Consider the following 23,096-nt stretch of genomic DNA (forward strand, 5'->3'; position numbering starts at 1 on the left):
AGGAAGGCGCGGAAGTCCCTTGGGGTTATGCCCTATGGAGGTTTTGACGTGTACATAGGCATGTGGCTTACGGTGGGTGGAGGAAGACCCATGTGCCTCGCGGCATCCGAGGGATGCGGGTTCGTATCCACCACCCGGAGCAACCAGGCCTCGAGGCCGGAAAGGCCCAGGGCCTCGAGGCCCTCCTCCATCTCCTCGCGCAAAGCCCTCTGCAAACGCCAGATTCGGCCCATCACCTCCCATACCATAACGTCATACTATTTCACCACAAACAATTTGATTGTAGATCACCTCACCTTGACGCGCCCCCCTCCCAGGGTTAGCCTGGGGCTGGAGGGGACCATGAAGGCGCGCTTTTACAGCCAGGGCGAGGATCATTATCGGCTTGACCCGGACCTGAAAGCGATATTGGACACTTTTGCCCCAGGCCTCCCCCAAGAGGAGCTCTCCGCCTTCGGGAGACTGGTGGGAGAGGAGGTTTTGGAGGTGGCCCACCACGTGGACCAGGATGCCCCGCCCCGCCTGCAGATGCACGACCTGGATGGGAACCGCATCGACCAGGCCCTCCTCTCCCCTGCTCAAAGGGCCCTCCTGGAAAAGCTCAGGCCCATGATCCGCCCCGCCTATGAGGGCAGAGGCTGGCCTCTCCACTACGCCTTCGGCTACCTTCTGGCGGACGGGGGGCTTTACTGCATCCTCACCATCACCCACCAGGTGGCCTACGCCCTCCACAAGTACGCCCCCGAGCACGAAGGGGTGAAGCGGGAACTCCTCCACGGGCCGGCCTTCGGCGCCACCTGGATGACGGAGATCCAGGGAGGAAGCGACCTGGGGGCCAACCGCACCATGGCCCGGCGGGAAGGAAGCCTCTACCGCCTTTACCAAGGGGACAAGTACTTCGCCTCGGGGGCGGGCCTAGCCGACTACGCCCTCGTCACCGCCAGGCCGGAGGGAGCCCCGGCTGGCCCCAAGGGCCTTGGCCTCTTTCTCCTGCCCCGGCAGGTGGAGGGGAGGCTGAACTTTACCGTGCGCCGCTTTAAGGAGAAACTGGCCACCCGGGCCGTGCCCTCAGGGGAGGTGGAGCTGGAGGGAAGCCTGGCCTACCCCATCGGCAGGTTGGAGGAAGGCATCTATTACACCCTGGAAAACCTCACGGTGAGCCGGCTGGCCAATGCGGCCGCCGCCATGGGCATCGCCAAGAAGGCCCACCTCGAGGCCCTCTTCCGGGTAAGGAGACGAAGGGCCTTCGGGAAGACCCTCCTCGAGCACCCTCTCGTTCAGCACGACCTCCTGGAGATGCGCCTAAGGCAGGTGGGAGGCACCGCCCTGGCCTTCTTGGCCGTTCAGGCCTTTGACCAAGCCTGGAAGGAGCGGCCCCCCTACAGCGAGGGCTACCACCTGGCCCGCCTCCTTTCCCACCTGGCCAAGGGCCGGACCGCCGAGCACGCGGGCGCCATAACCGCCCTCGCCATGGAGCTTTTTGGGGGCCTGGGCTTTCTGGAGGAATACGGGGTGGCCCGCTGGCACCGGGAAGCCCTCATCACCCCCATCTGGGAGGGCCCCGCCAACATCCAAGCCCTGGATATGCTGGAGGCCATCCTCAAGAAGGGTGCCCACGAGCTCCTTTTGGCCATGCTAGGGGAGAACCCCAAGGCCCAGGCCGAGGCGGACAGGATCCTCAAGCAACTGAAGGAGGAGGGGCCTTGGTACGCCAAGGAGGCCCTCAGGGCCTTGGCGGACGTGGTGGCGGTCTACGCCTTGGAGAAGGTGGCCGCCGAACCCTTCCCCCAGCTTGCAGGGCTCTACGCCCGCCGCTTCCTCAAAGGGGAAACCCTTCCCCCCTCCGCGCAAAGCCCCGAGCTTTACGACCCCTGGTCCAGCCTCTCGTAAAGGGGCCCCAGGTCCTCGGGGCGGAAGCGGGCGGTGTAGCCCTTGGGCGGAAGGGGCTCCTCGTAGAAGAAGCCGGGGAGGCGGTCATCCTGGTGGGTAAAGCCCGCCAGATGGTTAAAGCGGTGCTCCAGGCGCAAAACCCCTTCCCCAAGCTCACGCCACAAGGCAGGGGTCAGGTTCGTGCCCAAGGCGGCGTTGAGGCTTTCCACCACGAACTCCACCTGCTTGTTGGTGACGCTCCCCCCGAAGACGCAAAGGCCCAGGGCGTCGTTGGCGGCGGCGTTCACCTGGGCCTGGTAGCTGGCCTCGAGGACCTCCTCCACGGGCATGGCCCGGGTCTCCAGGCGCGGGGCATTCCCCGCGGTGTGGTCTGCTCCCTGGGCGGTGACCATCATGGTGATGCCCGTGGCCTCCACCACCCTGGGGTCGTAAGCGCTGATGGCCTGGCGCTTGATAACGGGAACCCGCTTAAGCCCCAAGGCCTCCCCTACCCGGGCGGTGCCTTGGGCCAGGAAGCGGGCTGCCTCGCTCGGAGTATAGAGGGCCTTGAGCTTGGCCTCCATGAAGGTATAATCCCCCCAATCCGCTTCCCCCTTTTCCATGAGGAGGGCCAAGGTGGCCCCGGTCTCTATGGTGTCCACCCCCAGGTCGTTGGCCAGGCGGTTGAGGCGGGCAAGCTGGTCCGGGTCGGTGAGGCCGCAGTTGGTCCCCATTAGGCCGATGGTCTCGTACTCCAGAGGGGAAACCACCTCCTCCCCTTTCTCGTCCACGATGACGTTGGAGCACTGGATCACGCATCCGGGCATGCAGGCGTGGGTGTGCTTCCCACCCCGGGCCTTGTTGAGGGGGGCGATGTGCTGGCCTCCCATGCGGAACTCCTCCGGGGGGGCAAGCTGACCCTGGCGAAAGTTCCTCACGGGAAGCCCCCCAAAGGCGTTCTGGAAGTCCGCCATTCCCATGGTGCCGATGGCGTGGTAAAACTTCATCACCAAGGGGTCTTGGCGCAAAAGCTCCGCATAGCGGCGGATAGCCCCGCTAACCTTGGGCTTGTCCCAGACCTCCACCTTCCCCGGCACCTCCACCACGATGGCCTTGACCCGCTTGCTTCCCATCACTGCCCCCACGCCACCCCGGGCGGCCAAGCGGGAGGGCCTACCGTCTATGTCGGAAAAGGCGATGCCGGAAAGAAGTCCCAGATACTCCCCCACCGGCCCCAAAAGGGCGAAGGCAATCCTCCTGCCATAGGCGGCAAAGAGCTTGGCCGCCGCCTGGAAATTCCCCAGGCCGAGGAGGTCCTCTGCCGGGTCAAACAGGACCTGGCCCTCCCGGGTGATGCGGAGGACCACCCAGTTGGGGCTTGCCCCCTCGAGGACCAGGTGGGAAAGCCTCATCTGGCCCAGGGCGTAGCCAAAGGTGCCGCCCCCGTTGGCCTCCTTGATGCCCAGGGTCAGGGGGCTACGGGTGCCCACGCTGGTGCGGTTGGCGTTGGAAAACCCCGTTCCCGCCAGGGGGCCTATGGCGAAAATCAGGGGGTTCTCCAGGGAAAGGGGGTCCACGCGGTAGGCCTCCCGCTCCCAAAGAAGCCGGCCCGTACGGTACCGGCCGCCATAGGCCACCTCCTCGGGGGAGACTTGCCCCCAGTAGACCCGCTTGCCCGTAAGGTCAACCCTCAAAGACCGCCACACCATCCACCTCCACCCGCACCACCCGGGCCTGCCCCAAAAGACCCTTCCCCTTGGGTAGCCGGTCCTCCGGGAAAACCACCACAGGACACGCATTCACTCATATGTCCAGCTTATCCTCCACCCGCCTCACCTCCAAGCCCCGAAGCCGGTTCACCGCCGCCCCCAGTTCCAAGGGGCGCACCTCCGCCACCTCCGGCGCCTCCCCCAGGGAGAAAAGGTCCTCCACCCCCCTCAGCACCTCCCTTACCAGCTCCCCCAAGGGGGTCTTGCCGTCCGCCTGCTGCCAAAGCCGCTGGAACCATGCCCCCAAGGCCCGCACCTGGGCGTTCTCAAAAAGGTCCAGGGCGGATAGGTCCACCACCTCCTCCCCATAGACCAGCTCCCGGAGACCCCGACCCCTTACCCGGGCCTTCCTGCCCCGCCTGGGGTCAAAGCTTTCCGGCAAGGGAGCCCGGGAGGCCACGGCCAGGGGATACCGGGGTTCGCCAAAGGTGCGGCCCGTGGGATGGGCCTGGGCCACGGCCTTGGCCTCCAGGGTGGCTTCCCTGGGGCGGTACTCCTCCAGAAGGAGAACGGTATCCGCAAGGTCCAGGTAATCCCCCACCCCGCCCACCACCAGGACCAGGCTCACGCCCCTGGCCTTAACATCCCGCACCCGGTCCAGAAGGGGGGTGAGGGTTTCCCGCCGCACCAGGGCTTGCATGCGGGCATCCCGCACCAGGAGGTTGGTGGCGGAGGTGTCCTCGTCCAGGAGAAGCACCCGGGCGCCCAGCTCTAAGGCCTCGAGGATGGCGGCCGCCAAACTGGTGGAGCCCGAGGCATCCTCGGTGGAGAAGAAGGAAGTGTCCTGGCCCAGGGGCAGGTCGTGCACGAAGGGCCTTAGGTCCACCCCCTTCACGCTCCGGCCATCCTCGGACTGGACCCTCACGGCCAGGGGATGGCTCACCACCCACTCCCGCCCATCCCCAAGGATGTGGGGATGGACCCCGTGGACCAGGGCCTCGAGGAGGGTGGTCTTCCCGTGAAACCCGCCGCCGGTGATCAGGGTGAGGCCCTGGGGAAGACCCATACCCAAGACCTCCCCCCCATGGGGCACCCGGAAGGAGACCCGCAAGGAAGGGGGGCTTTGGAAGGGCACCGCACCCCTTAAGGGTTTCTGGCTCACCCCGCTTTCCCGGGGGAGGATGGCCCCATCCCCCACAAAGGCCACCAGGCCCCTTTGGGCAAGGTTTTCCTGGATGTGGGCGAAGTCCTCGGCCTGGTGGATGTGGGCAAGGAGCCCCCTCCCATCAAGCTCCCTCAGGAAGGCCGAAAGGTGGTCCGCCATGGCCCGGAAAAGCCTCGCCGCCTCTTTGCCCAAAATCCTTCGGCCCGAGGCGGGAAGCCCCACCCGGAAGCGCAGGTAAAGGGCCTCCTGGCCGAGATGGGCCCCACCCCGCCGCAACACCTTGGGGCTTTCCACCTCCACGAAGACCCTCCCCGAGTGCCCGCTTCCCCCCACAAAGGGCAGATGGCGAAACCGGGCCTTTAGGGCCCTCAGGAGGAAGTCCTCCACCGCCACCCGGCCCATGGGGTGGCGGTAAAGCCTCAGGTTCTCCACCGCCATGGCCGGGTAGCGCACCTCCAAAACGCTGGGGGAAGCGAAGGGATCCCCTTGCACGTGGACAAAGCGCAGGTCAAACCCCTCGCCCCTCCAGGTGCCCTTTAGGTCCTTGTAAAAGGGATAAGGCCTCCCCTCGAGGGAGGCCAGGAAAGGGAAGAGATCCTCAAGCCGTCGCACCCCTCCAGGTTAGCCCAAAGCCTCCACCTCCACCTGCCTTAGGGCGCGGGAAAGGCGTTCCACCCCCTCCAAGAACTCCTCCTCCCCTATGGTCAGGGGCGGGGCCACGATGAGGATGTTGTGCTTGGCCAGCAGGTAAACCCCCTCCTGCCACAAGGCCTTTTGCAGGGATTGCATGGGGGGGCTAAAGGGAGCATGCCAAGGGGAAAGGGGTTCCTTGGTGCCCCGGTCCCGGACCAGCTCCAGGGCGTAAAAAGCCCCAAGCCCCCGGACGTCCCCCACCAGGGGATGCCGGTCCCTCAGGGCCCTCAGGCTCCCTTGGAAGAACCCCTCCATGGCCAACACCCGCTGGAACACCCCCTCCTCCCGGTAGGCCTGGAGGGTGGCAAGCCCCGCCGCCACCGCCAAGGGATGGCCTGCGTAGGTGTGCCCCGTGGGCACGGGGTTTTCCTCAAAGTAGCGGGCCAGGGTCTCCCGCACCAGCACCCCCCCTAAGGGCACATAGGCGGAGGTCACCCCCTTGGCGAAGGTGATGAGGTCGGGCACCACCCCAAACCGCTGGGCAGCAAAGGCCGCCCCCAGGCGCCCGAAGCCGGTCATCACCTCGTCAAAGACCAGAAGTATCCCATGCCGGTCGCAAAGGGCCCGCACCCCCTCCAGATACCCTTCCGGGTAGACGATGACGCCATTGGAACCCACCACCGGCTCCAGGAAGATGGCCGCCACCCGCTTGGGATCCTCATGGAGGAGGACCCTTTCCAGGTGCTCCAGGGCCCGGGCGGCCTCCTCCTTTGGGTCTTCCGTGTAAAAGGGGCTCCGGTAGGGATAAGGGGCGAAGAAATGGACCACCCCCGGGGCGGTGCCCGGCTCGGAGGGCCAGCGGCGGTTCTCCCCGGTGAGGCTGGCGGAGGCATGGGTGGCCCCGTGGAAGGAGCGGTAGGCGGCAAGGACCTTGAAGCGGCCCGTGAGGTGGCGCACGAACTTCAAGGCGTCCTCGTTGGCCTCGGTGCCCGAGGGGGTGAAGAAGACCCTGGCCCCTTCGGGCCACGGGGAGAGGTCGGAGAGGAACTGGGCGAGAAGGGCCCGCTTATCGTGGAAAAGGCCGGGGGCGGCATAGGCCAAGGTGGCCGCCTGCTCGGCAATGGCCTGCACCAGCCTGGGGTGGCCATGGCCCAGGTTCAAGGCCACCAGGCCGCTGGAAAGGTCCAGGTAGCGCCGTCCCTCCTCGTCGTAAAGCCAGACGCCTTCGCCCCGCACCACCAAGGGAGGGTTGAGGGAAGCCTGGGCCACCCAGGGGGTAAGGACGTGCTTCTTGTGAAGGGCTTTTAGGCTCATTTCCCCCTGAGTATACCCTGCCCCCTCATAAGCCCGCGCGCGGCCACGAGGGCTTGCGGCTATACCGATAATGGTTTATCATTACCTCATGCCACGGCTAGTCCTGTTACTCCTTCTCCTCTCCCCCGCCTGGGCCCAGGTGCAGGTGGCGGCCACCACCCCCATCCTGGCCGACCTGGTATCCCAGGTGGGGGGAAACCGGGTCAAGGTAGCCAGCGTGGTCCCCCCCGGGGCCGACCCCCACACCTTTGAACCCACCCCCAGCACCGCCAAAACCCTGGCCCAAAGCCGCCTGCTCTTCGCCAACGGCCTGGGCCTCGAGGCCTTCTTGCCCAAGCTGCAAAGCCTCCTCCCCCAAGGGGCCCGGGTGGTAAAGCTGGCGGAAGGGCAACCCGGCCTCATCTGCCAGGAGGAGGGGCAAGAGGAGGAGCATGGGGAAAAGGAGCACGGCCATGGCCCCTGCAACCCCCACCTGTGGCTGGACCCCACCTACGCCCTGCGCTATGGGGAGCGCATCGCCCAGGAGCTCTCCCGGCTGGACCCCCAAGGAAAGGCCCTCTACCAGGCCAACCTGAGGCGCTTTAAAGCCGAGGTGGAAAAGCGGGATAAAGCCTTCCAAGCCTGCAAGCTGAAGGGGCTCAAGGTGGTCACCCAGCACGATGCCTTCGCCTACTTCGCCCGCCGGTACGGCCTCCAGGTGGTGGGCAGCCTCACCGCCATGGGGGTGCAGGAAGCGGGAAGCCGCAGCTTCCTTACGCTCCTGGAGCGAGCGCGCCGGGAAGGGGTAAAGCTGGTCCTGGCCGAGCCCCAGTTCCAGGGAACCGCCCTGAAGGCCCTGGCGCAGGCGTTGGGAGCCCGCATCGCGGTCCTCTACACCGACACCTTGGACCGCAGGGTCTCTAGCTATCTGGACCTCCTAGACCATAACCTTAGGGCCCTATGCCCATAATGGAGGCATGGGGTTCAAAGAAGTCTTCGGTACCCTGCCCGAGGCCAGCGCCCAGGCCCCGGGGCGGGTGAATCTCTTGGGGGAGCACACCGACTACCAGGAGGGCTACGTCCTTCCCACCCCCCTCCCCTACCTCACCCAGGTGGAGGCGGCCAAGGCCGAGGGACGGGTAGAGGCCTACAGCGAGGAGCTCAAGGAGCTTAGGGCCCGCCCCCTGGGAAGCCCAGCCCAGGGGGACTTTCTGGACTACCTCCTGGGGGTGGTATGGGCCCTAAGGGAAGCGGGGTATGGGGTTCCTGGGGCCCGCTTTTACGTGCGGAGTAGGGTGCCCATAGGGGCCGGCCTTTCCAGCTCCGCGGCCCTGGAGGTGGCGGCCCTAAGGGCCCTGCGCACCCTCTACCGCCTGCCCCTTTCCGACAAGGACATCGCCCTGTTGGGCCAAAAGGCGGAGGTGGAGTACGTGGGGGTAGGCTGCGGCATCATGGACCAGATGGCCGCCAGCCTGGGTGAGGTGGGCAAGGCCCTCTTCCTGGACACCCGTACCCTGGATTACGAGAACCTGCCCTTACCCCCTGGTGCGAGGGTGGTGGTGCTGGACCTGGGGCTGGGCCGGCGCCTGGCGGAAGCCGGGTACAACCAAAGGCGAAGGGAGGCGGAGGAGGCAGCCAGGCGGCTTGGGGTACGAAGCCTGAGGGACATCGGGGAGCTTCGCCTGGTGGAGGGCCTGCCTTCCCCCTTGGACAAAAGGGCGCGGCACATCGTGGGCGAAAACCTCCGGGTGCTAAGGGGGGTGGAAGCCCTACGAAGGGGGGATGTCAAGGCCTTCGGTGAGCTCATGGTGGAGAGCCACCGCTCCCTCTCCCAAGACTACGAGGTGAGCCTGCCAGAACTGGACCTCCTGGTGGAGGAGGCCTTGAGGGCCGGGGCCCACGGGGCCAAGCTCACGGGGGCAGGGTTCGGCGGGGCGGTGGTGGCCCTGGTGCCCCAAGACCGCATGGAGCCTTTCCAGAATCACCTCCTTGCCCGCCTCCCCCATCTCCGCATCCTTTGAAACCCCTAGGCCGGGTAAGCTAAGGGTATGGAAAAGCCAAGCCTCCTCCCCCTCTTGGATGCCCGCCTTCCCCTAGACGAGGAGAAGGTGGCCGAGGCTGCCCGGCTGGCCGGGATACCCCTGGCCCAGGCCTGGGGGGTGGTGCGCTACTACCCCCGGTACCGGGGCCTGCCCCAGGGGAGGCTTCTGGTGGACGATCCCGTGGCCCGGGCCCGAGGATTCCCCCGCCTCCTAGAGAAAGCCGACGGAACCCATCCCCCCTTGGGCCTCGAGGCCCTCTCCCCCATCCACGTGCGGGTGGAGGGGGAAAAACGCTTTGTGGAATGGGAAGGCCGGCTTGTCCCCTTTAGGGAGTTCCGCCTTCCCTTCGCCCTGGGGCACGGAAACCGACTCCTTCCCTCCGAACCCATCCAGGAACTCGCCCAGTATGAGGCGTTGGGGGGGCTGGTGTTCTTGCGGAGGGCTCTGGAGAACCTCCTGGCCCCAGGGGCCATCCTCGAGGCGGTGGAGGAGGCCGGGCTCCTTGGCCGGGGAGGAGCCGCCTTTCCCGCCCACATCAAGATGCGGGCCGTGGCCCGGGGGGAAGCCCCCAGGTACCTGGTGGTGAACGCCGACGAGTCGGAACCCGGCAACTTCAAGGACCGCTTCCTCCTGGAGCACCATCCCTTCCTGGTCCTGGAGGGAACCCTTTTGGCCGCCTTAGCCACCGGGGCAACCCGGGTCTTCCTCTACGTGCGGGACGAGTTCGAAGCCGCCATCCTGGGCCTGGAAAAAGCCATCCAGCAACTTGAGGAAGCCCGCCTCCTTCCTGTTCCCACCGAGGTCTTCCGAAGCGGGGGCCTCTACATCTGCGGCGAGGAAACCGCCCTTTTGGAATCCCTGGAGGGCAAAAGGGCCGAGCCCCGCCTAAAACCCCCTTTCCCCGTGGAGAAGGGCCTATGGGGCAGGCCCACCTTGGTGCAAAACGTGGAAACCCTGGCCAACCTGCCCCTGATCCTCAAGGAGGGCCCAGGGTCCTGGCGGCAAAAGGAGCCCAAGCTTTTCTCCATCAGCGGGGACGTGGCCCACCCGGGGCTTTACGAGCTTCCCCTGGGAACCCCCTTGGGCGAAGCCGTGGAGAGGGCCGGAGGCGACCCAAAGGGGCTTAAGGCCGTGCTTCTAGGTGGTGCAGCGGGGGTGTTCACCCGCGATTTCGCCTTACCCTTGCGCTATAAAGGCCGGATTCCCCTGGGCGCCGGCGCCATCGTGGCCTTCGCAAAGGAGGTGGACCTGTGGGAAGTCCTTCTGGGCCTGGCGGAGTTTTTCCGGGAGGAGTCCTGCGGAAAGTGCTTCCCCTGTCCCCTGGGCACGGCGGTGCAGGTGGAGATGGTGAGGAGGCGGGAAAGGGACCGGGACCTGGTGGGCCACCTGGGACAGGCCCTAAAGGGAAGCCTATGCGGCCTGGGCCAGTCCGCCTACTGGGCTTACCAGAGCCTTCTGGAGGTGGAGGATGCGGCTTAGGGTAAACGGACAAGAGGTGGAGGCCCAGGAAGGGACCCTCCTCCTGGAGATCACGGATCCTCCCCACCTCTGCTACCATCCCCACACGGAAACCCGGGGGATCTGCCGCCTTTGCCTGGTGGAGGTGGACGGCCGCCTCCTTCCCGCCTGCACCACCCAGGCCCAGGAGGGCATGGAGGTGCGCACCGACACCCAGGAACTCCAAACCCTCCGCCGAACCCTCCTGGAGTGGCTAGCCCTCACCACGGACCTGGGCCAGGCTCCTTCCCTCTTAGCGCTCCTGAAGGCCCATCACGGCCAACCCCAGCGCTGGGGCAAACTACCCCTCAACCGAAGGGAGCGGGAGCCCATCCGGGACAACCCCTTTTTCCTCAGGGACTACGCCAAGTGCGTGAACTGCCGTCTTTGTGTGGATGCCTGCGGGGACGGGATCATGGGGGTGTACGCCCTCGCCCTGGAGGGGAGGGGCCTCATGGCCCACCCCACCACCCCCCTGGACCGTCCCCTTCCCGAAACCCCTTGCGTCTTCTGCGGAAACTGCCTTCAGGTCTGCCCCACAGGGGCCCTCAGGCCCCTGAGCGCGGAGGTGTAGGATGCGCACCACATGCCCTTACTGCGGTGTGGGTTGCCAAGTGGAGCCCGAGATCCAAGGGGGCCGCATCCTGCGGGTGCTGGCCCCCGACATCCCCCCCAACCACGGGGCGCTTTGCGTGAAGGGCCGCTTCGGCCTGGACTTCCCCTTTTCGGGTAAGCGCCTCCTCTACCCCATGGTGCGGGAAGACCGCCACCAGGCCTTCCGTCGGGTTAGCTGGGATGAGGCCCTGGACTTTACGGCAAACAAGCTCCTCGCCGTGCTGAAGAGGCGAGGGCCCGAGGCCATCGCCGTCTTCCCCTCCGCCAAGACCACCAACGAGGAGGTCTACCTCACCCAAAAGCTGGCCCGAGCCCTCCTCTCCACCAACCACGTGGACCACTGCTCAAGGCTTTGCCACTCCTCCTCCACCGTGGCCCTTTCCCGGTCCCTGGGCGGGGCCAGCATGACGAATCCCCTAGAGGATATCTGGAAAACCGATCTCTTCTTGGTGGTGGGCTCCAACACCACGGAAACCCACCCCGTGATCGGGGCCATGATCAAAAAAAGGGTACGGCAGGGGGCAGGGCTTATCGTGGTGGACCCCCGTTACACGGGGATGGCGGAAGCCGCCACCCTTTGGCTCAGGGTACGCCCGGGCACCGATCTTTTCCTCTTGAACGCCATGGCCCGCTATATCCTCGAGGAGGGCCTCTGGGACCAAGGGTACGTGGAGGAGCGCACCGAGGGGTTTGCCGCGTGGCGGGCCTCCCTGGAGGCCTATACCCTCGAGGAAGCCGAGGGCATCACCGGGGTGGAAAAGGAGAAGATCGCCCTGGCCGCCCGTCTCTACGCCACCACAGAGAGGGCGGGGGCCTACTGGGCCATGGGGGTCACCCAACACACCAAGGGGACTGCCACCGCCCAGGCCCTGGTGAACCTGGCCCTCCTCACCGGCAAGGTGGGCAAGGAGGGAGCGGGCCTCAACCCCTTGCGGGGACAGAACAACGTACAAGGAGCAGGGGATATGGGGGGCCTCCCCGATGTCCTCCCCGGGTACCTGAAGGTTGCGGAGGAGGCAGGGAGGAAGCGCTTTGAAGCCCTCTGGGGGGTGGGGCTAAACCCCGAGCCGGGCCTGCGCATGACCGAGGTCTTCCAGAGGATCCCCGAGGTGGAGGCCATCTATCTCATCGGGGAGGATCCCGTGACCAGCGAGCCCTACCAGGACCACCTAAAGGCTAAGCTGGAGGCCCTTCCCTTCCTTGTGGTGCAGGATATTTTGGAGAACGAGACCACCTCCTTTGCCCACGTGGTGCTGCCGGCGGCCAGCTTCCTGGAAAAGGACGGAACCTTCACCAACACCGACCGCAGGGTCCAGAGGATCCGAAAGTTGCTGGACCCCCCAGGGGAGGCCCGGCCTGACTGGTGGATCCTCCAGGAGCTGGGCAGGCGCCTGGCCCAGGCCTTGGGCCGTCCGTGGGCCTCCTACCCTGGCCCGGAGGCCATCTGGGAGGAGGTGCGCCGGGCCATTCCCGAGATGATGGGCGGGATCACCTATCGCCGCCTGGAAAGGGAGGGCGTTCGCTGGCCTTGTCCCCACGAGGACCATCCCGGGGAGGCGGTGCTTTTCCGCGAACGCTTCAACACCCCCACGGGCAAGGCCCGCTTCTTCCCCGTGCACTACACTCCTCCCGCGGAAACCCCCTCCCAGGACTACCCCCTTACCCTCTCCACCGGCCGGGTCCTCTTCCACTGGCACGGGGGAACCCTAAGCAGGAACAGCCAGCTTCAGGAAGCCTACCCCGAGCTCAAGGTGGAGGTGAACCCTAAGGACGCCGGACGGCTTGGGATCCAAGACGGGGAGATCATCCAGGTGGTAAGCCGCCGCGGGCGCATCCGGGCCCGGGCCTGGGTCACAGACCGCACCCCCGAAGGGGTGGTCTACGCCCCCTTCCACTTTGCCGAGGCCCCCGCCAACCGCCTAACCCTGGACGCCCTGGATCCCTTCAGCCGCATCCCCGAGTACAAGGTGGCGGCGGTGCGCCTGGAGAAACTGGACTGACCCTCGCCTCACCCGCCTCAGACGGTGGGGAAGGCGAAGCTTTCATAGCCCAGCTCGGCCACGGAGAACCAGCGGTACTGTTCGTTGCGGAAGGCCCAGTAAGCGGTGTACACCTTGCGGTAGGTGGCGTCCTTGGCAGCCTGTTCCTCGTAGAGGGCCCGGGCCTCCTCGAGGGCCTTCTTCATGATCTCCCCCGGCCAGCGGCGCAAGCGCACCCCCGCCTTGAGAAGGCGGTTCAGGGCCGGGGGATTCTGGGCATCGTACTTGGCCATCATGGTGAGGTTCACCTCGGCGGCGGCCACCTGGAAGGCCTCCTGGAACTCCTTGGGAAGCCTCTGCCACTCCCTTTGGGAGACCAGGAAGGAAAGCTGGGCGCTGGGTTCCCAGAAGGAGGGGTAGTAGTAGTAACGGGCCACCTTGTAAAAGCCCAGCTTCTCATCGTCATAGGGACCGGAGAACTCGGTGGCGTCTATGGTGCCTCGCTCCAGGGCCGGGTAGATATCCCCAGCGGCTAGGGTCTGGGGCACCACCCCAAGCCGCCCCATCACCAACCCCCCAAGGCCGGGGATCCGCATCCTTAAGCCCTTGAGGTCCGCCAGGGCCTGGATCTCCTTGCGGAACCATCCCCCCATCTGGGCCCCGGTGTTCCCCCCGGGGAACTGGACCACCCCGAAGTCGGCGTACACGGAGCGCAGGAGCTCCAAGCCCCCACCATACCGCATCCAGGCGTTGTGCTGCCGGTAGGTCATGCCAAAGGGCACCCCCCCGTCAAAGGCCAGGGTGGGGTTCTTGCCCACGTAGAAGGGGCCGTAGGTGTGGCCCGCCTCCACGGTGCCCTGCTGGACCGCATCCAGCACCTGGCCCCCGGGAACGATCTCCCCCGCCTGATAAACCCGGATCTGGAAGCGGTCGCCGGTGAGCTCCGCCACCCGCTTGGCCAGGTCCTCAGCCCCGCCATAGAGGGTATCCAGGCTCCTGGGATAGCTGGAAACCAACCGCCAGCGCACCTGCGGGGTGGCCTGGGCAAAGGCCCTATAGGACAGGCTTGCCGCTAAACCCACCCCCAACCCTTGGAGAAACCGCCTCCGCCTCATAGCTTCCTCCCTCTTGCGAATAAGTATACACCGCACCCCACCAGGCCCAGGCCAGACCTAACCCCCCAAGCCCCCTTCTCCGGCCAACAGGCGGTCCACCTGGGCCAACAGGGCCTGGGTTTCAAAGGGCTTGCCGAGGAAGGCTTGGGCTCCCGCCTCGAGGGCCTCCCGCCGGCTTATCTCGGAAACGCTGGCGGAAAGAGCCAGGATGGTGGTGGATAGGCCCTGCTCCCGTATTTTTCGGATCACCTCGAGGCCGGAAATCCCAGGCATCACCAGATCGCACACCACGAGATCATAGGCCTCGGAAACCTTCTCCAAGGCCACCTGTCCCGAAGGGGCCCAGTCCACCTGGTGCCCCGCCCGCTCCAGGATGCGGCGCACCATGTGGGCCACCAAGGGCTCGTCCTCAACCAGCAGGATGCGGGCCATACACGGGTAGGATAACCCTAAAGAGGCTTCCCCTTCCCTCCTCGCTCTCCACCTCAATCCGGCCCCCGTGGGCCTCCACGATGTGTTTGGAGATGAACAGCCCAAGCCCCGTGCCCGAAACGCCCCGGGTCTGGGCATTCCTGGCCCGGGCGTAGCGCTGGAAAAGGCGCGGGAGCTCCTCCTTGGGGATACCAGGCCCGGTATCCTCCACCTCCAGGACCACCCTGTCCCCCTCCTGCCGGGCGCGAAGCTGGACCCGCCCGCCCGGTGGGGTGAACTTGAAGGCGTTGGAAAGAAGGTTGCCCATCACCTGGACCACCCGGTCGGGATCCGCCTCCAGAAGGGGAAGCTCCTCCAAGGCCACCTGGAACTCCACCCCCGAAAGCCGGGCCACCCCCTGGAAGCTTCTGGCCAGGTCCTGGAGAAGAGGCCTCAGGTTCACGGGCCGCTTGCTCACCTCAAAGCGGCCGGCCTCGAGGCGGCTGGTATCCAGGAGGTTATCCACCATGGTTTTCAGGCGGAAGGCGCTCTCCAGGATGAGGTCCGCCGACTCCTGGGCCGAGGGGGAAAGCCCCTCCTCCCGAAGGAGCTCCGCCAGGCCCATGATCACCGCCAAAGGCGTGCGAAGCTCGTGGCTTACGGCCGCGATGAACTCCCCTTTGAGCCGCTCCGCCTCCAGCCTGGGCCTGAGGTCGTGCAGGTCCACCACCACCCCCTGCACCCGGGGATCCGCCAGGAGGTTCCGCCCCCAGGCCTCCACGGGAATCGGGGTACCGTCCGCGTGAAGGACCCGGAACTCCCCGGCACGCACCTCCCCCGGGTGGCGCAAAAGCTCGTGGAGCAAAGCCTCCGCCACCCCCCGGTCCTCGGGGTGAACGAAGTCCAAGGCCCTCAAGGGAGCCTTCTTGTAGCCCTCGGGATCATAGCCCAGAACGTGGCGCACACTGGCGCTCACGTAGCGGATAACTCCCTCTCCGTCCAGCACATACACCACGTCCTGGGAGTGCTCCAAAAGGGCACTCAGCCGCTCCTCCTCGGCCTCTATCATCTCCAAAAATCGGGCCTTTTCCAGCACCAAAGACAACAGGGTCCCCAGCTGAGCCAAGCGGGAAAGAAGCCTCTCGGAAAACCGCCTTTCCCACCGGTAGCCCAATAGGAGGGCGCCCCGGAACCCCCCCGCCCGAAAGGGGACCACCAGGGCGCTCTTCAGGCCCAGCATCCCCGCAACCCCGCAGTCCTGCGCCCCTAACACCTCCGCCCCCAGGGCCCCCCCTTCCGCCAAGGCCTTTTCCAGAAGGTTGGGCCGGGGCAGAGCCCCGGGAAGGGGGCAGGTGCTATGGAGCACCCTTTGGCTACCCCCTTCCTCCGCCAAAAGCAGTCCCTCGTCCGCGGCGAAAAGGGTCTGCAGGCGCTTGACGATGGCCTCGGTCAGGGGGGCCAGTCCCCGTTGCCGCAAAGCCTCCTGGGCCAAGTCCACCAAGGCCTGGGTAAAGGCCACCTGCTCCCTCAGGGCCCGCTCCATGCGGGTGCGCTCGGTGATGTCGTGGAGAACCAAGACCCGCATCTCCCCCACCCGCTTTCCCCGGACGCTATACGTGGCCCCTCCCAGGCTGAACTCCAACCTTCCCCCTTCCAAGGCCGGCTCTAAGGCTGCGGGAAGCTCCTCCAGGGACACGCTGGCCCCCAGGGAAAGCGCCTGCCGGGCCTTTCCGTTGGCAAAACCCTGGGAGCCGAAAAGGACCACTACCCCGTCGGGAAGCTCCTCCAAGACCTGGGACAGTCGCCCCCGTTCGGAAGCCAAAGCCAGGGAGAGCTCCTTCTTCTCCCGATAGAGCTGGGCGTTCCTGAGGGCCACCCCCGCCACGCCCGTGAGGAGCTCCACGTAGCGCACCTCCTCCTCGCTTACCCCCGGCCCCCCGGGTCCGTGGTCCACCGCCACCGCCCCCAAGGCCTCCTCCTTGGCCAGAATGGGGACAAAGGCGATGCTGGGGCCCATCTCCTGGGCCACATGCGGGGGCAGGCTCTCCCTCCCCATAACCAGGGTCCTCCGTTCCCGCACCGCCTTGGCCAAAGGATCGGGGGAAGAGGCCAGGGGCAGGCGGATTTGGCTGATGCCCTCCGTCCAGTACACCTCTTTTCCCCGCACGGTCAGGAAGCCCTCCAGGTAATCCTTACCCTCCTCCCCCTTCACCAAGGCCACGGTCACCCGGAAGAAACCGAAGCGCTCCGAAAGCGCCTGGGCCAGGGTTTGAAGCACCGCGGCGGGCTCCAGGGCCTTGACCACTTCCCGGGCCAAGGCGCTTACGTGGGACAGGGCCTCCGCGTGGCGGGAAAGCTGCGCCAGGGCCCGGTTTCGCTGGGAAAGGAGTTCGCCGTTTTTCAAGGCCAAGGCCGTGAGTTGGGCCAGAAGGGGCAGAAGAGGCCTCAGGGCCTGGGGAACCCCCTCCAGGCTCAACACCCCCTTGGGCGAGAAGTGGGCGCAGCTGGGGCAGAGCAGGAAGCGGGTTTCCCGGGTAGCCCGGGGGCGGACCGTGCAGCGGACCTCGGGATTCGCCCAGCAAAAGGAGGCCTCCTCCCCCACCACCGGCAAAAGCCACTCCTCCTCCCGCCGCACCGGGCCCTCGGCGAAAAAGGCCTCCTGCACGGGTCCCTTTGCGTACAGGGGAAGGGCGATGGCGGAAACCGTGTAGTGGCGGCCCCGCCCCGAGGCCACCTCCCCCACCAGCTCCCGCGTTTCCCGGTGGTAGAGGAAGAGGGCTGCCCGCTCGACCCCTTCCTCCGTGGTCACCTCGAGGAGGTTCCGAAGTATCTGCACGGGCTCCAAATCCCTCAATAGGGCTCTCTGGAAACGTCCGAGGATCTCCAACTGGCCCGAGGCTCTCATCTGCCTCCAATGGTAGCATGGGGGCGGGGTTGCAAGGGGGTGGGCAAAATCTTAGACTGGGTCAAAGAGGGGCCCTTGCCCCCACCCCTGGCAGGCCGCCAAGGAGGAGGTTATGCCCATAGACTTCAGCCTCACCGAGGAACAACGGCAGCTCCAGGCCCTGGCCCGGCGCTTCGCCAAGGAGGTCATCCTCCCCGTGGCCCAGGAGTACGACGAGAGGGAAGAGGTCCCCTGGCCGGTCATAGAAAGGCTCCACGAGGTGGGCCTTCTGAACGCCATCATCCCCGAGGAGTACGGGGGGATGGGCCTCAAGATGCTGGACGAGGTCATCGTGGGGGAGGAGCTGGCCTATGCCTGCATGGGCATCTACACCATCCCCATGGCCAGCGACCTGGGGATCACCCCCGTGCTCTTGGCCGGCACCGAGGAGCAAAAGCGTCGGTTCCTCAAGCCCCTCACCGAGAAACCCGCCCTGGCCGCCTTCGCCCTCAGCGAGCCGGGAAACGGATCCGATGCCGCCGCCCTCAAGACCAGGGCGGTGCGCCAGGGGGACCACTACCTCCTTAACGGCACCAAGATGTGGATCTCCAACGGGGGCGAGGCCGAGTGGGTGGTGGTCTTCGCCACCTTGAACCCCGAGCTCCGCCACAAGGGGGTGGTGGCCCTGGTGGTGGAGAAGGGCACCCCGGGCTTTAGCGCCGTGAAGATCCACGGGAAGATGGGACAGAGGGCCTCGGGCACCTACGAGCTGGTATTCGAGGATGTCAAGGTGCCGGTGGAAAACCGCCTGGGAGAGGAGGGCGAGGGGTTCAAGATCGCCATGAACACCCTCAACAAGACCCGTATCCCCGTGGCGGCGGGAAGCGTAGGGGTAGCACGGAGAGCCCTGGACGAGGCCAAAAAGTACGCCAAAGAGCGGGAGGCCTTCGGCCAGCCCATCGCGGGCTTCCAGGCCATCCAGTTCAAGCTGGCGGATATGCTCATCGGCATAGAAACCGCCCGCATGTACACCTACTACGCCGCCTGGCTGGCGGACCGGGGTCTTCCCCACGCCCACGCCAGCGCCATCGCCAAGGCCTTTGCCTCGGAGATCGCCTTTGAGGCCGCCAACCAGGCCATCCAGATCCACGGGGGCTACGGCTACGTGCGGGAGTTTCCCGTGGAGAAGCTCCTAAGGGACGTAAAGCTCAACCAGATCTACGAGGGCACCAACGAGATCCAAAGGCTCATCATCGCCAGGCATCTCCTGGCGGAATAGGAGGTAAGGGATGAAGTTCGTGGCGGTCATCAGGCAGGTACCCGACGGGGAAAGTAGGCTGAGGATCCAGGGGGACCGGGTGGACCTTTCCGGGGCCACCTTGATCCTGGACCAGATGGACGAGTACGGGGTGGAGGAGGCCCTTCGCCTGAAGGAAAAGCACGGGGGCGAGGCCATCGTGGTGGGCTTTGGCCCCGAGCGCACCGAGGAGGCCATCCGCACCGCCTTGGCCATGGGGATGGATAGGGGGATCCACGTGGTCCATGAGGGCTACGCCGATCCCGTGACCGTGGCCGAGGCCCTGGCTCCCGTCCTGAAGGAGGAATCCCCTACCCTCATCCTCACGGGCGGGCAGCAGGCGGACTGGGACAGCCAGGCCCTGGGGGGGGCTTTGGCGGAAGCCCTGGGCGTACCGGTGGTCCCCTGGACCACCGCCCTCCAGCTGGAAGGGGAAACCGCCAAGGCCAAGCACGACCTGGACGAGGGGGCAGAGTGGGTGCGGGTACGGCTTCCCGCGGTCTTCACCACGCAACAAGGCCTGAACGAGCCCCGCTACCCCACCCTGCCTGGCATCATGAAGGCCAAAAAGAAGGAGATCAAAAGGGTGGCCTTTCAGGGCACAAGCCGGGTGGAAATCCTCCAGGAGAGCATCCAGGAGAAGGCCCGGCTTCAAAAGATTCTGGAGGGCAAGGACCCCGTGGCGGCAGCCGAGGAGCTGGTGCGACTTCTCCACGATGAGGCCAAGGTGATCTGAGGAGGCATCCATGATCCTTGTGGTTCTGGACCATGATGGAAGCAAGCTGAGGAAGGCGAGCCTCGAGGCCCTAACCCGGGCCCGGAAGCTGGCCGAGGCCTTTGGGGATGGGGTGGCCGGGGTGCTTTTGGCCGAGGGCCAAGCCCCCGTGGAGGAGGCCCGAGCCCACGTGGAAACCCTCTATGTGGCGGAGCTTGGTCCCTACACCGCCGAGAAGTGGGCGGCGGGGATCCTGGAGGCCGCCAAGGCAGGGGCAAAGGCCATCGTTGCCCCCTCTTCCCGGCAAAGCCGCGCCTACCTGGGCCGGGTGGCCTACGCCTTAAAGGCCGGGCTTCTGGAGGACACCCTGGAGTCGTGGGCGGAAGGGGGCGAGGTCTACGCCACCCGCTACGCCTACCTGAACCGGGTGACCCAGAAGGTGAAGAGCGCTCCCCCGGTGGTCCTCACGGTGAAGCCCAACACCACCCCCTTGGCGGAACCCCGGGGCCAGGCGGGCCAGGTGGTGCCCCTCTCCATCCCCCCGGTCCCCACGGTGGAGGTTTTGGAGAGGGTACAGGAGGAGAAAAAGGGGGTTTCCCTCACCGAGGCGGATGTGGTGGTCACCGGAGGACGGGGCATGGGAAGCGCCGAGGCCTTCAAGCAGGTGGAGGAGCTTGCCGCCCTCCTGGGCGGGGCTGTGGGGGCCACCCGGGCAGTGGTGGACGCCGGCTGGCGCCCCTATGGCGAACAGGTGGGCCAGACGGGGAAAACCGTGCAACCCTCCCTCTACATCGCCCTCGGGGTTTCCGGGGCGGTGCAGCACCTGGCGGGGATGAACAAGAGCAAGTACATCGTGGCGGTGAACAAGGACCCCGAGGCCCCCATCTTCAAGCACGCGGACTACGGCATCGTGGGGGATGTACACCAGGTGCTTCCCGCCTTGATCCAGGCGGTTAAGAAACTGAAGGACTAGCTCCGGCTTCCGGCCGAGGGCGGGCAGGGAGCTCCCTGCCCGCCCTCGGCCTACCTCACTCCCTCTTGGGAGGCGGAGCCCCCTCATCCTCCATGCGGGAAGCCTCGAGGTTCTCCTGGGAAGGGGTTTGCGGTTCCTGGACCTTCTCCCTCTCGCGTTGGCCACGGAGGAGCTGGAGGAGGAAGAAAAGGAGCACCGCCGCCACCACCACCCCCACCGCATAGGGCCAGGCGGGGGCGCTTGGGGCCTCGGGCACCTCGGGGAGGGAAAGGGGCGGGGCTGGGGCCTTGAAAACCTCCTCCTCCAGCCTGCCCACCCGGTCGCCCAAGGCCTTTAGGGCTTGCTCCTGAGCCTCCACCCGAGCCTCCAGGGCGGCCACCTGGCCCTCGAGGGCCCGGAGGCGGGCATAGCCCTGGTAGCCAGCCCAGACCACAAGAAGAGCCACCACCAGCAACAGGATCAGGCCTAACCAGCGCTTCATCCCTCTCACCTCCTCCGCCGGGCCCCTTAAGCGTGAAAGCAAACCCGGCTTCTTAGTATATCATGCGGCCAGTATGGCCGATAACGCCAAGCTTATCCTGGATGAGCTACTGGCAGAGCTGGAGGAAAGGCGGAAAAGGATCCTCCTCGGCGGGGGAGAGGAACGCATCCGCAAACAGCACCAGCAGGGGAAGCTCACCGCCCGGGAGCGAATAGAATACCTTCTGGACCCGGGAAGCTTCGTGGAACTCATGCCCTTCGCCGAGCACCTGGAAACTGGCCTCATGGAAGGGCTTGAGGCCCCAGCGGACGGGGTGGTGACCGGGTACGGCACCATCGGGGGCCGGTTGGTCTTCGTCTTCAGCCAGGACTTCACCGTGCTGGGGGGCTCCTTGGGCAAGATGCACGGGCGCAAGATTGCCAGCCTCATGGATCTGGCGGCCAAGGTGGGGGCTCCCATCATCGGCCTCAACGACTCCGCCGGCGCCCGCATCCAGGAGGGGGTGGATAGCCTCTCCGGGTACGGGGAAGTTTTCTACCGTAACGCCATCTACTCCGGGGTGGTGCCCCAGATCTCCGCCATCCTGGGGCCCTGCGCCGGGGGAGCGGTCTATAGCCCCGCCATGACCGACTTCATCCTCATGAGCCGGGGAACCAGCTACATGTTCATCACCGGCCCCGAGGTGATCAAGAGCGTGACCCGGGAGGAGGTGACCTTTGAGGAGCTGGGGGGGGCAGACGTGCACATGGAGAAAAGCGGGGTGGCCCACCTCGAGGGCCAAAACGACCTAGAGGTCCTGGACCTCATCAAGAAGCTTCTCACCTACCTGCCCCAAAACAGCCGGGAAAAGCCCCCGGTGGTGGAACCCAAGGACGATCCCCTTCGCCCCACCCCGGAGATCCTGGAGATCGTCCACCCCGACGCCAAAAGGCCCTACAACATGCACCAGGTGATCAGGACCCTCCTGGACGATGGGGAGTTCCTGGAAATCCAGCCCGGCTTCGCCCGGAACATCATCGTGGGCTTAGGCCGGCTCGGCGGCTACCCTGTGGGGGTGGTGGCCAACAATCCCCGCTTCATGGCCGGGGCCTTGGACATCAATGCCTCCGACAAGGCCGCCCGCTTCATCCGCACCATGGATGCCTTCAACATCCCCATCCTCACCCTGGTGGATGTCACCGGGTTCCTGCCCGGGGTGGCCCAGGAGCACGGGGGCATCATCCGCCACGGGGCCAAGATGCTCTTCGCCTACGCGGAGGCCACGGTCCCCAAGATCACCCTCATCGCCCGCAAGGCCTATGGGGGAGCCTACCTGGCCATGAACTCCAAGGACATGGGGGCGGATGTGGTCCTGGCCTGGCCCACGGCGGCAGTGGCGGTGATGGGGGCCGAGGGAGCGGCCAACATCATCTACCGCAAGGAGATCCAATCCTCCCCCAACCCCGAGGAAACCCGCCGCCGCAAGATCGAGGAGTACCGCCGGGCCTTTGACAACCCCTGGGTGGCCGCGGGGAGGGGCTACATCGACGATGTCATAGACCCCGCCCACACCCGGCGTATCCTCTACCATCACCTGAGGATGCTCTGGGACAAGCAGGAGGAGCGCCCCTTCAAGAAACACGACAACATTCCGCTTTAAAGAGTTGGGATAAAATGAGCCTAGACCATGATCCGGGTCTGGCTCAACCTCGCCTTGGCCAGCCAGCAGGAGGCCCTGGCCGAGGCCCTAAAGGCCCGGGGGTTCCAGGTGGCGGAGCACCCCTTCAACGCCCAAGTAGGCCTGTTGGAAGCCAGGTGGGAACTCCCCCCTCCCCCACCGGTCCCGGCGGTGGTGCTCCTGCAAAACCGTGAGCAGGCTACACAGGCCCTCCGGCTTGGGTACAAGGGGTACCTCTACCCGGAACAGGGCCTCGAGGTCCTGGCCCAAGCCCTGCGGAAGGTGGCCGAGGGGGAGATCTGGGCGGAAAGGCGGGTGGTGGCCCAGGTGGTGGGCGAACCCATCCCCCAACTCTCCCCCCGGGAAAAGGAGGTGGCGGCCCTGGCCGCCTTGGGCCTCAGCAACAAGGAGATCGCCCAGGAACTGGGCATCTCCGAGCGAACGGTCAAGGCGCACCTCTCCGCCGTGTTCCAGAAGGCAGGGGTCAAGCGGCGGAGCCAGCTGGCCCACCAGTACATCGCCGCCAAGCTGAACGTGCTGAAGGGGGCTTATGCTCCGCCGGAGGTCCTGGACGCCATCACCTGGGCGGAGAACTTCTTCCACACCTACGGACCCGCCTCCAACCTCAGCAAGAGCCTCGTCAACCAGGCCCGCTACTACGCCGGCATCCTCGGCCAGTACAACGAGGGTAAGATCGGCCCTGGACACTGTAGCGAGTAGGCCTGAGACCCTCCCATAACCCCCGCCCTAGGGCGGGGGTT

Annotated in this window: 19 protein-coding genes; 11 read left to right on the plus strand and 8 right to left on the minus strand. The window is 66.0% G+C overall.

Annotation, left to right across the window (positions count from 1 at the left end):
- Window positions 1-32: 32 nt before the first annotated feature.
- Complete coding sequence (locus L0C59_RS08155; RefSeq protein WP_243090864.1) at window positions 33-233, minus strand: hypothetical protein; 201 nt, start codon at window positions 231-233, stop codon at window positions 33-35.
- 109 nt (window positions 234-342) lie between these two features.
- Between L0C59_RS08155 and L0C59_RS08160 the strand changes: the two genes are divergently transcribed.
- Window positions 343-1,890, plus strand: a complete 1,548-nt coding sequence (locus L0C59_RS08160; RefSeq protein WP_243090865.1) for an acyl-CoA dehydrogenase family protein — start codon at window positions 343-345, stop codon at window positions 1,888-1,890.
- On the opposite strand, the gene L0C59_RS08165 is transcribed toward L0C59_RS08160, so the two are convergent.
- The 3 genes from L0C59_RS08165 to L0C59_RS08180 all read right to left on the minus strand — a co-directional run bounded on the left by L0C59_RS08165 (window position 1,863) and on the right by L0C59_RS08180 (window position 6,690).
- A complete protein-coding gene (locus tag L0C59_RS08165; RefSeq protein WP_341474747.1) occupies window positions 1,863-3,575 on the minus strand; it encodes an aldehyde ferredoxin oxidoreductase C-terminal domain-containing protein in 1,713 nt (570 codons plus the stop codon). The two genes, L0C59_RS08160 and L0C59_RS08165, sit on opposite strands and share 28 nt — an antisense overlap.
- Window positions 3,576-3,672: 97 nt before the next feature.
- Window positions 3,673-5,355: an ABC-ATPase domain-containing protein gene (locus L0C59_RS08175; RefSeq protein ID WP_243090867.1), complete on the minus strand. Its 1,683-nt coding sequence runs from the start codon at window positions 5,353-5,355 to the stop codon at window positions 3,673-3,675.
- A 9-nt stretch (window positions 5,356-5,364) separates the two neighbouring features.
- Window positions 5,365-6,690 carry an aminotransferase class III-fold pyridoxal phosphate-dependent enzyme gene (locus L0C59_RS08180; protein ID WP_243090868.1) on the minus strand — a complete coding sequence of 442 codons (1,326 nt, stop codon included), beginning with the start codon at window positions 6,688-6,690 and terminating at the stop codon, window positions 5,365-5,367.
- Between the two features lie 88 nt (window positions 6,691-6,778).
- On the opposite strand from L0C59_RS08180, the gene L0C59_RS08185 reads away from it, so the two are divergent.
- Genes L0C59_RS08185 through fdhF form a run of 5 tightly spaced genes read left to right on the plus strand, consistent with a single transcriptional unit; the run spans window position 6,779 to window position 12,823 of the window.
- Complete coding sequence (locus tag L0C59_RS08185) at window positions 6,779-7,639, plus strand: metal ABC transporter substrate-binding protein (RefSeq protein ID WP_243090869.1); 861 nt, start codon at window positions 6,779-6,781, stop codon at window positions 7,637-7,639.
- Between the two features lie 7 nt (window positions 7,640-7,646).
- On the plus strand, window positions 7,647-8,690 hold the full coding sequence (gene galK / locus L0C59_RS08190) for a galactokinase (protein ID WP_243090870.1): 1,044 nt from the start codon (window positions 7,647-7,649) through the stop codon (window positions 8,688-8,690).
- 27 nt (window positions 8,691-8,717) lie between these two features.
- Window positions 8,718-10,190 carry an NADH-ubiquinone oxidoreductase-F iron-sulfur binding region domain-containing protein gene (locus L0C59_RS08195; RefSeq protein ID WP_243090871.1) on the plus strand — a complete coding sequence of 491 codons (1,473 nt, stop codon included), beginning with the start codon at window positions 8,718-8,720 and terminating at the stop codon, window positions 10,188-10,190.
- On the plus strand, window positions 10,180-10,782 hold the full coding sequence (locus tag L0C59_RS08200; protein WP_243090872.1) for a 2Fe-2S iron-sulfur cluster-binding protein: 603 nt from the start codon (window positions 10,180-10,182) through the stop codon (window positions 10,780-10,782). The genes L0C59_RS08195 and L0C59_RS08200 overlap by 11 nt, the downstream gene beginning before the upstream one ends.
- Window position 10,783: 1 nt before the next feature.
- A complete protein-coding gene (gene fdhF, locus L0C59_RS08205; RefSeq protein WP_279232617.1) occupies window positions 10,784-12,823 on the plus strand; it encodes a formate dehydrogenase subunit alpha in 2,040 nt (679 codons plus the stop codon).
- A gap of 17 nt (window positions 12,824-12,840) precedes the next feature.
- Here fdhF and L0C59_RS08210 read toward each other — a convergent pair whose 3' ends face one another.
- From L0C59_RS08210 to L0C59_RS08220, 3 genes are read right to left on the minus strand one after another with little or no spacing between them, the layout of a single operon-like run.
- A complete protein-coding gene (locus tag L0C59_RS08210; protein WP_243090874.1) occupies window positions 12,841-13,917 on the minus strand; it encodes a TRAP transporter substrate-binding protein in 1,077 nt (358 codons plus the stop codon).
- A 57-nt stretch (window positions 13,918-13,974) separates the two neighbouring features.
- Window positions 13,975-14,349, minus strand: a complete 375-nt coding sequence (locus L0C59_RS08215) for a response regulator transcription factor (RefSeq protein ID WP_243090875.1) — start codon at window positions 14,347-14,349, stop codon at window positions 13,975-13,977.
- The gene (locus L0C59_RS08220; RefSeq protein ID WP_243090876.1) at window positions 14,327-17,233 is read right to left on the minus strand and encodes an ATP-binding protein; all 2,907 of its coding nucleotides are present in this window, start codon (window positions 17,231-17,233) and stop codon (window positions 14,327-14,329) included. The genes L0C59_RS08215 and L0C59_RS08220 overlap by 23 nt, the downstream gene beginning before the upstream one ends.
- Window positions 17,234-17,345: 112 nt before the next feature.
- Here L0C59_RS08220 and L0C59_RS08225 point away from each other — a divergent pair, with 112 nt between their 5' ends.
- From L0C59_RS08225 to L0C59_RS08235, 3 genes are read left to right on the plus strand one after another with little or no spacing between them, the layout of a single operon-like run.
- Window positions 17,346-18,491, plus strand: coding sequence for an acyl-CoA dehydrogenase family protein (locus L0C59_RS08225; protein ID WP_243090877.1), 1,146 nt, complete (start codon window positions 17,346-17,348; stop codon window positions 18,489-18,491).
- A 10-nt stretch (window positions 18,492-18,501) separates the two neighbouring features.
- A complete protein-coding gene (locus L0C59_RS08230; RefSeq protein WP_243090878.1) occupies window positions 18,502-19,245 on the plus strand; it encodes an electron transfer flavoprotein subunit beta/FixA family protein in 744 nt (247 codons plus the stop codon).
- Between the two features lie 10 nt (window positions 19,246-19,255).
- The gene (locus tag L0C59_RS08235; protein WP_243090879.1) at window positions 19,256-20,197 is read left to right on the plus strand and encodes an electron transfer flavoprotein subunit alpha/FixB family protein; all 942 of its coding nucleotides are present in this window, start codon (window positions 19,256-19,258) and stop codon (window positions 20,195-20,197) included.
- A 55-nt stretch (window positions 20,198-20,252) separates the two neighbouring features.
- Here the strand turns inward: L0C59_RS08235 and L0C59_RS08240 are convergent, their stop codons facing one another.
- Window positions 20,253-20,678 carry a hypothetical protein gene (locus L0C59_RS08240; protein ID WP_243090880.1) on the minus strand — a complete coding sequence of 142 codons (426 nt, stop codon included), beginning with the start codon at window positions 20,676-20,678 and terminating at the stop codon, window positions 20,253-20,255.
- Window positions 20,679-20,751: 73 nt separating this feature from the next.
- Between L0C59_RS08240 and L0C59_RS08245 the strand changes: the two genes are divergently transcribed.
- Window positions 20,752-22,317, plus strand: a complete 1,566-nt coding sequence (locus L0C59_RS08245) for an acyl-CoA carboxylase subunit beta (protein WP_243090881.1) — start codon at window positions 20,752-20,754, stop codon at window positions 22,315-22,317.
- Between the two features lie 27 nt (window positions 22,318-22,344).
- Entirely contained in the window at window positions 22,345-23,055 is a 711-nt protein-coding gene (locus L0C59_RS08250) for a helix-turn-helix transcriptional regulator (RefSeq protein WP_243090882.1), read from the plus strand.
- Window positions 23,056-23,096: the final 41 nt, after the last annotated feature.

The sequence above is a fragment of the Thermus neutrinimicus genome (assembly GCF_022760955.1).
Classification (GTDB): domain Bacteria; phylum Deinococcota; class Deinococci; order Deinococcales; family Thermaceae; genus Thermus; species Thermus neutrinimicus.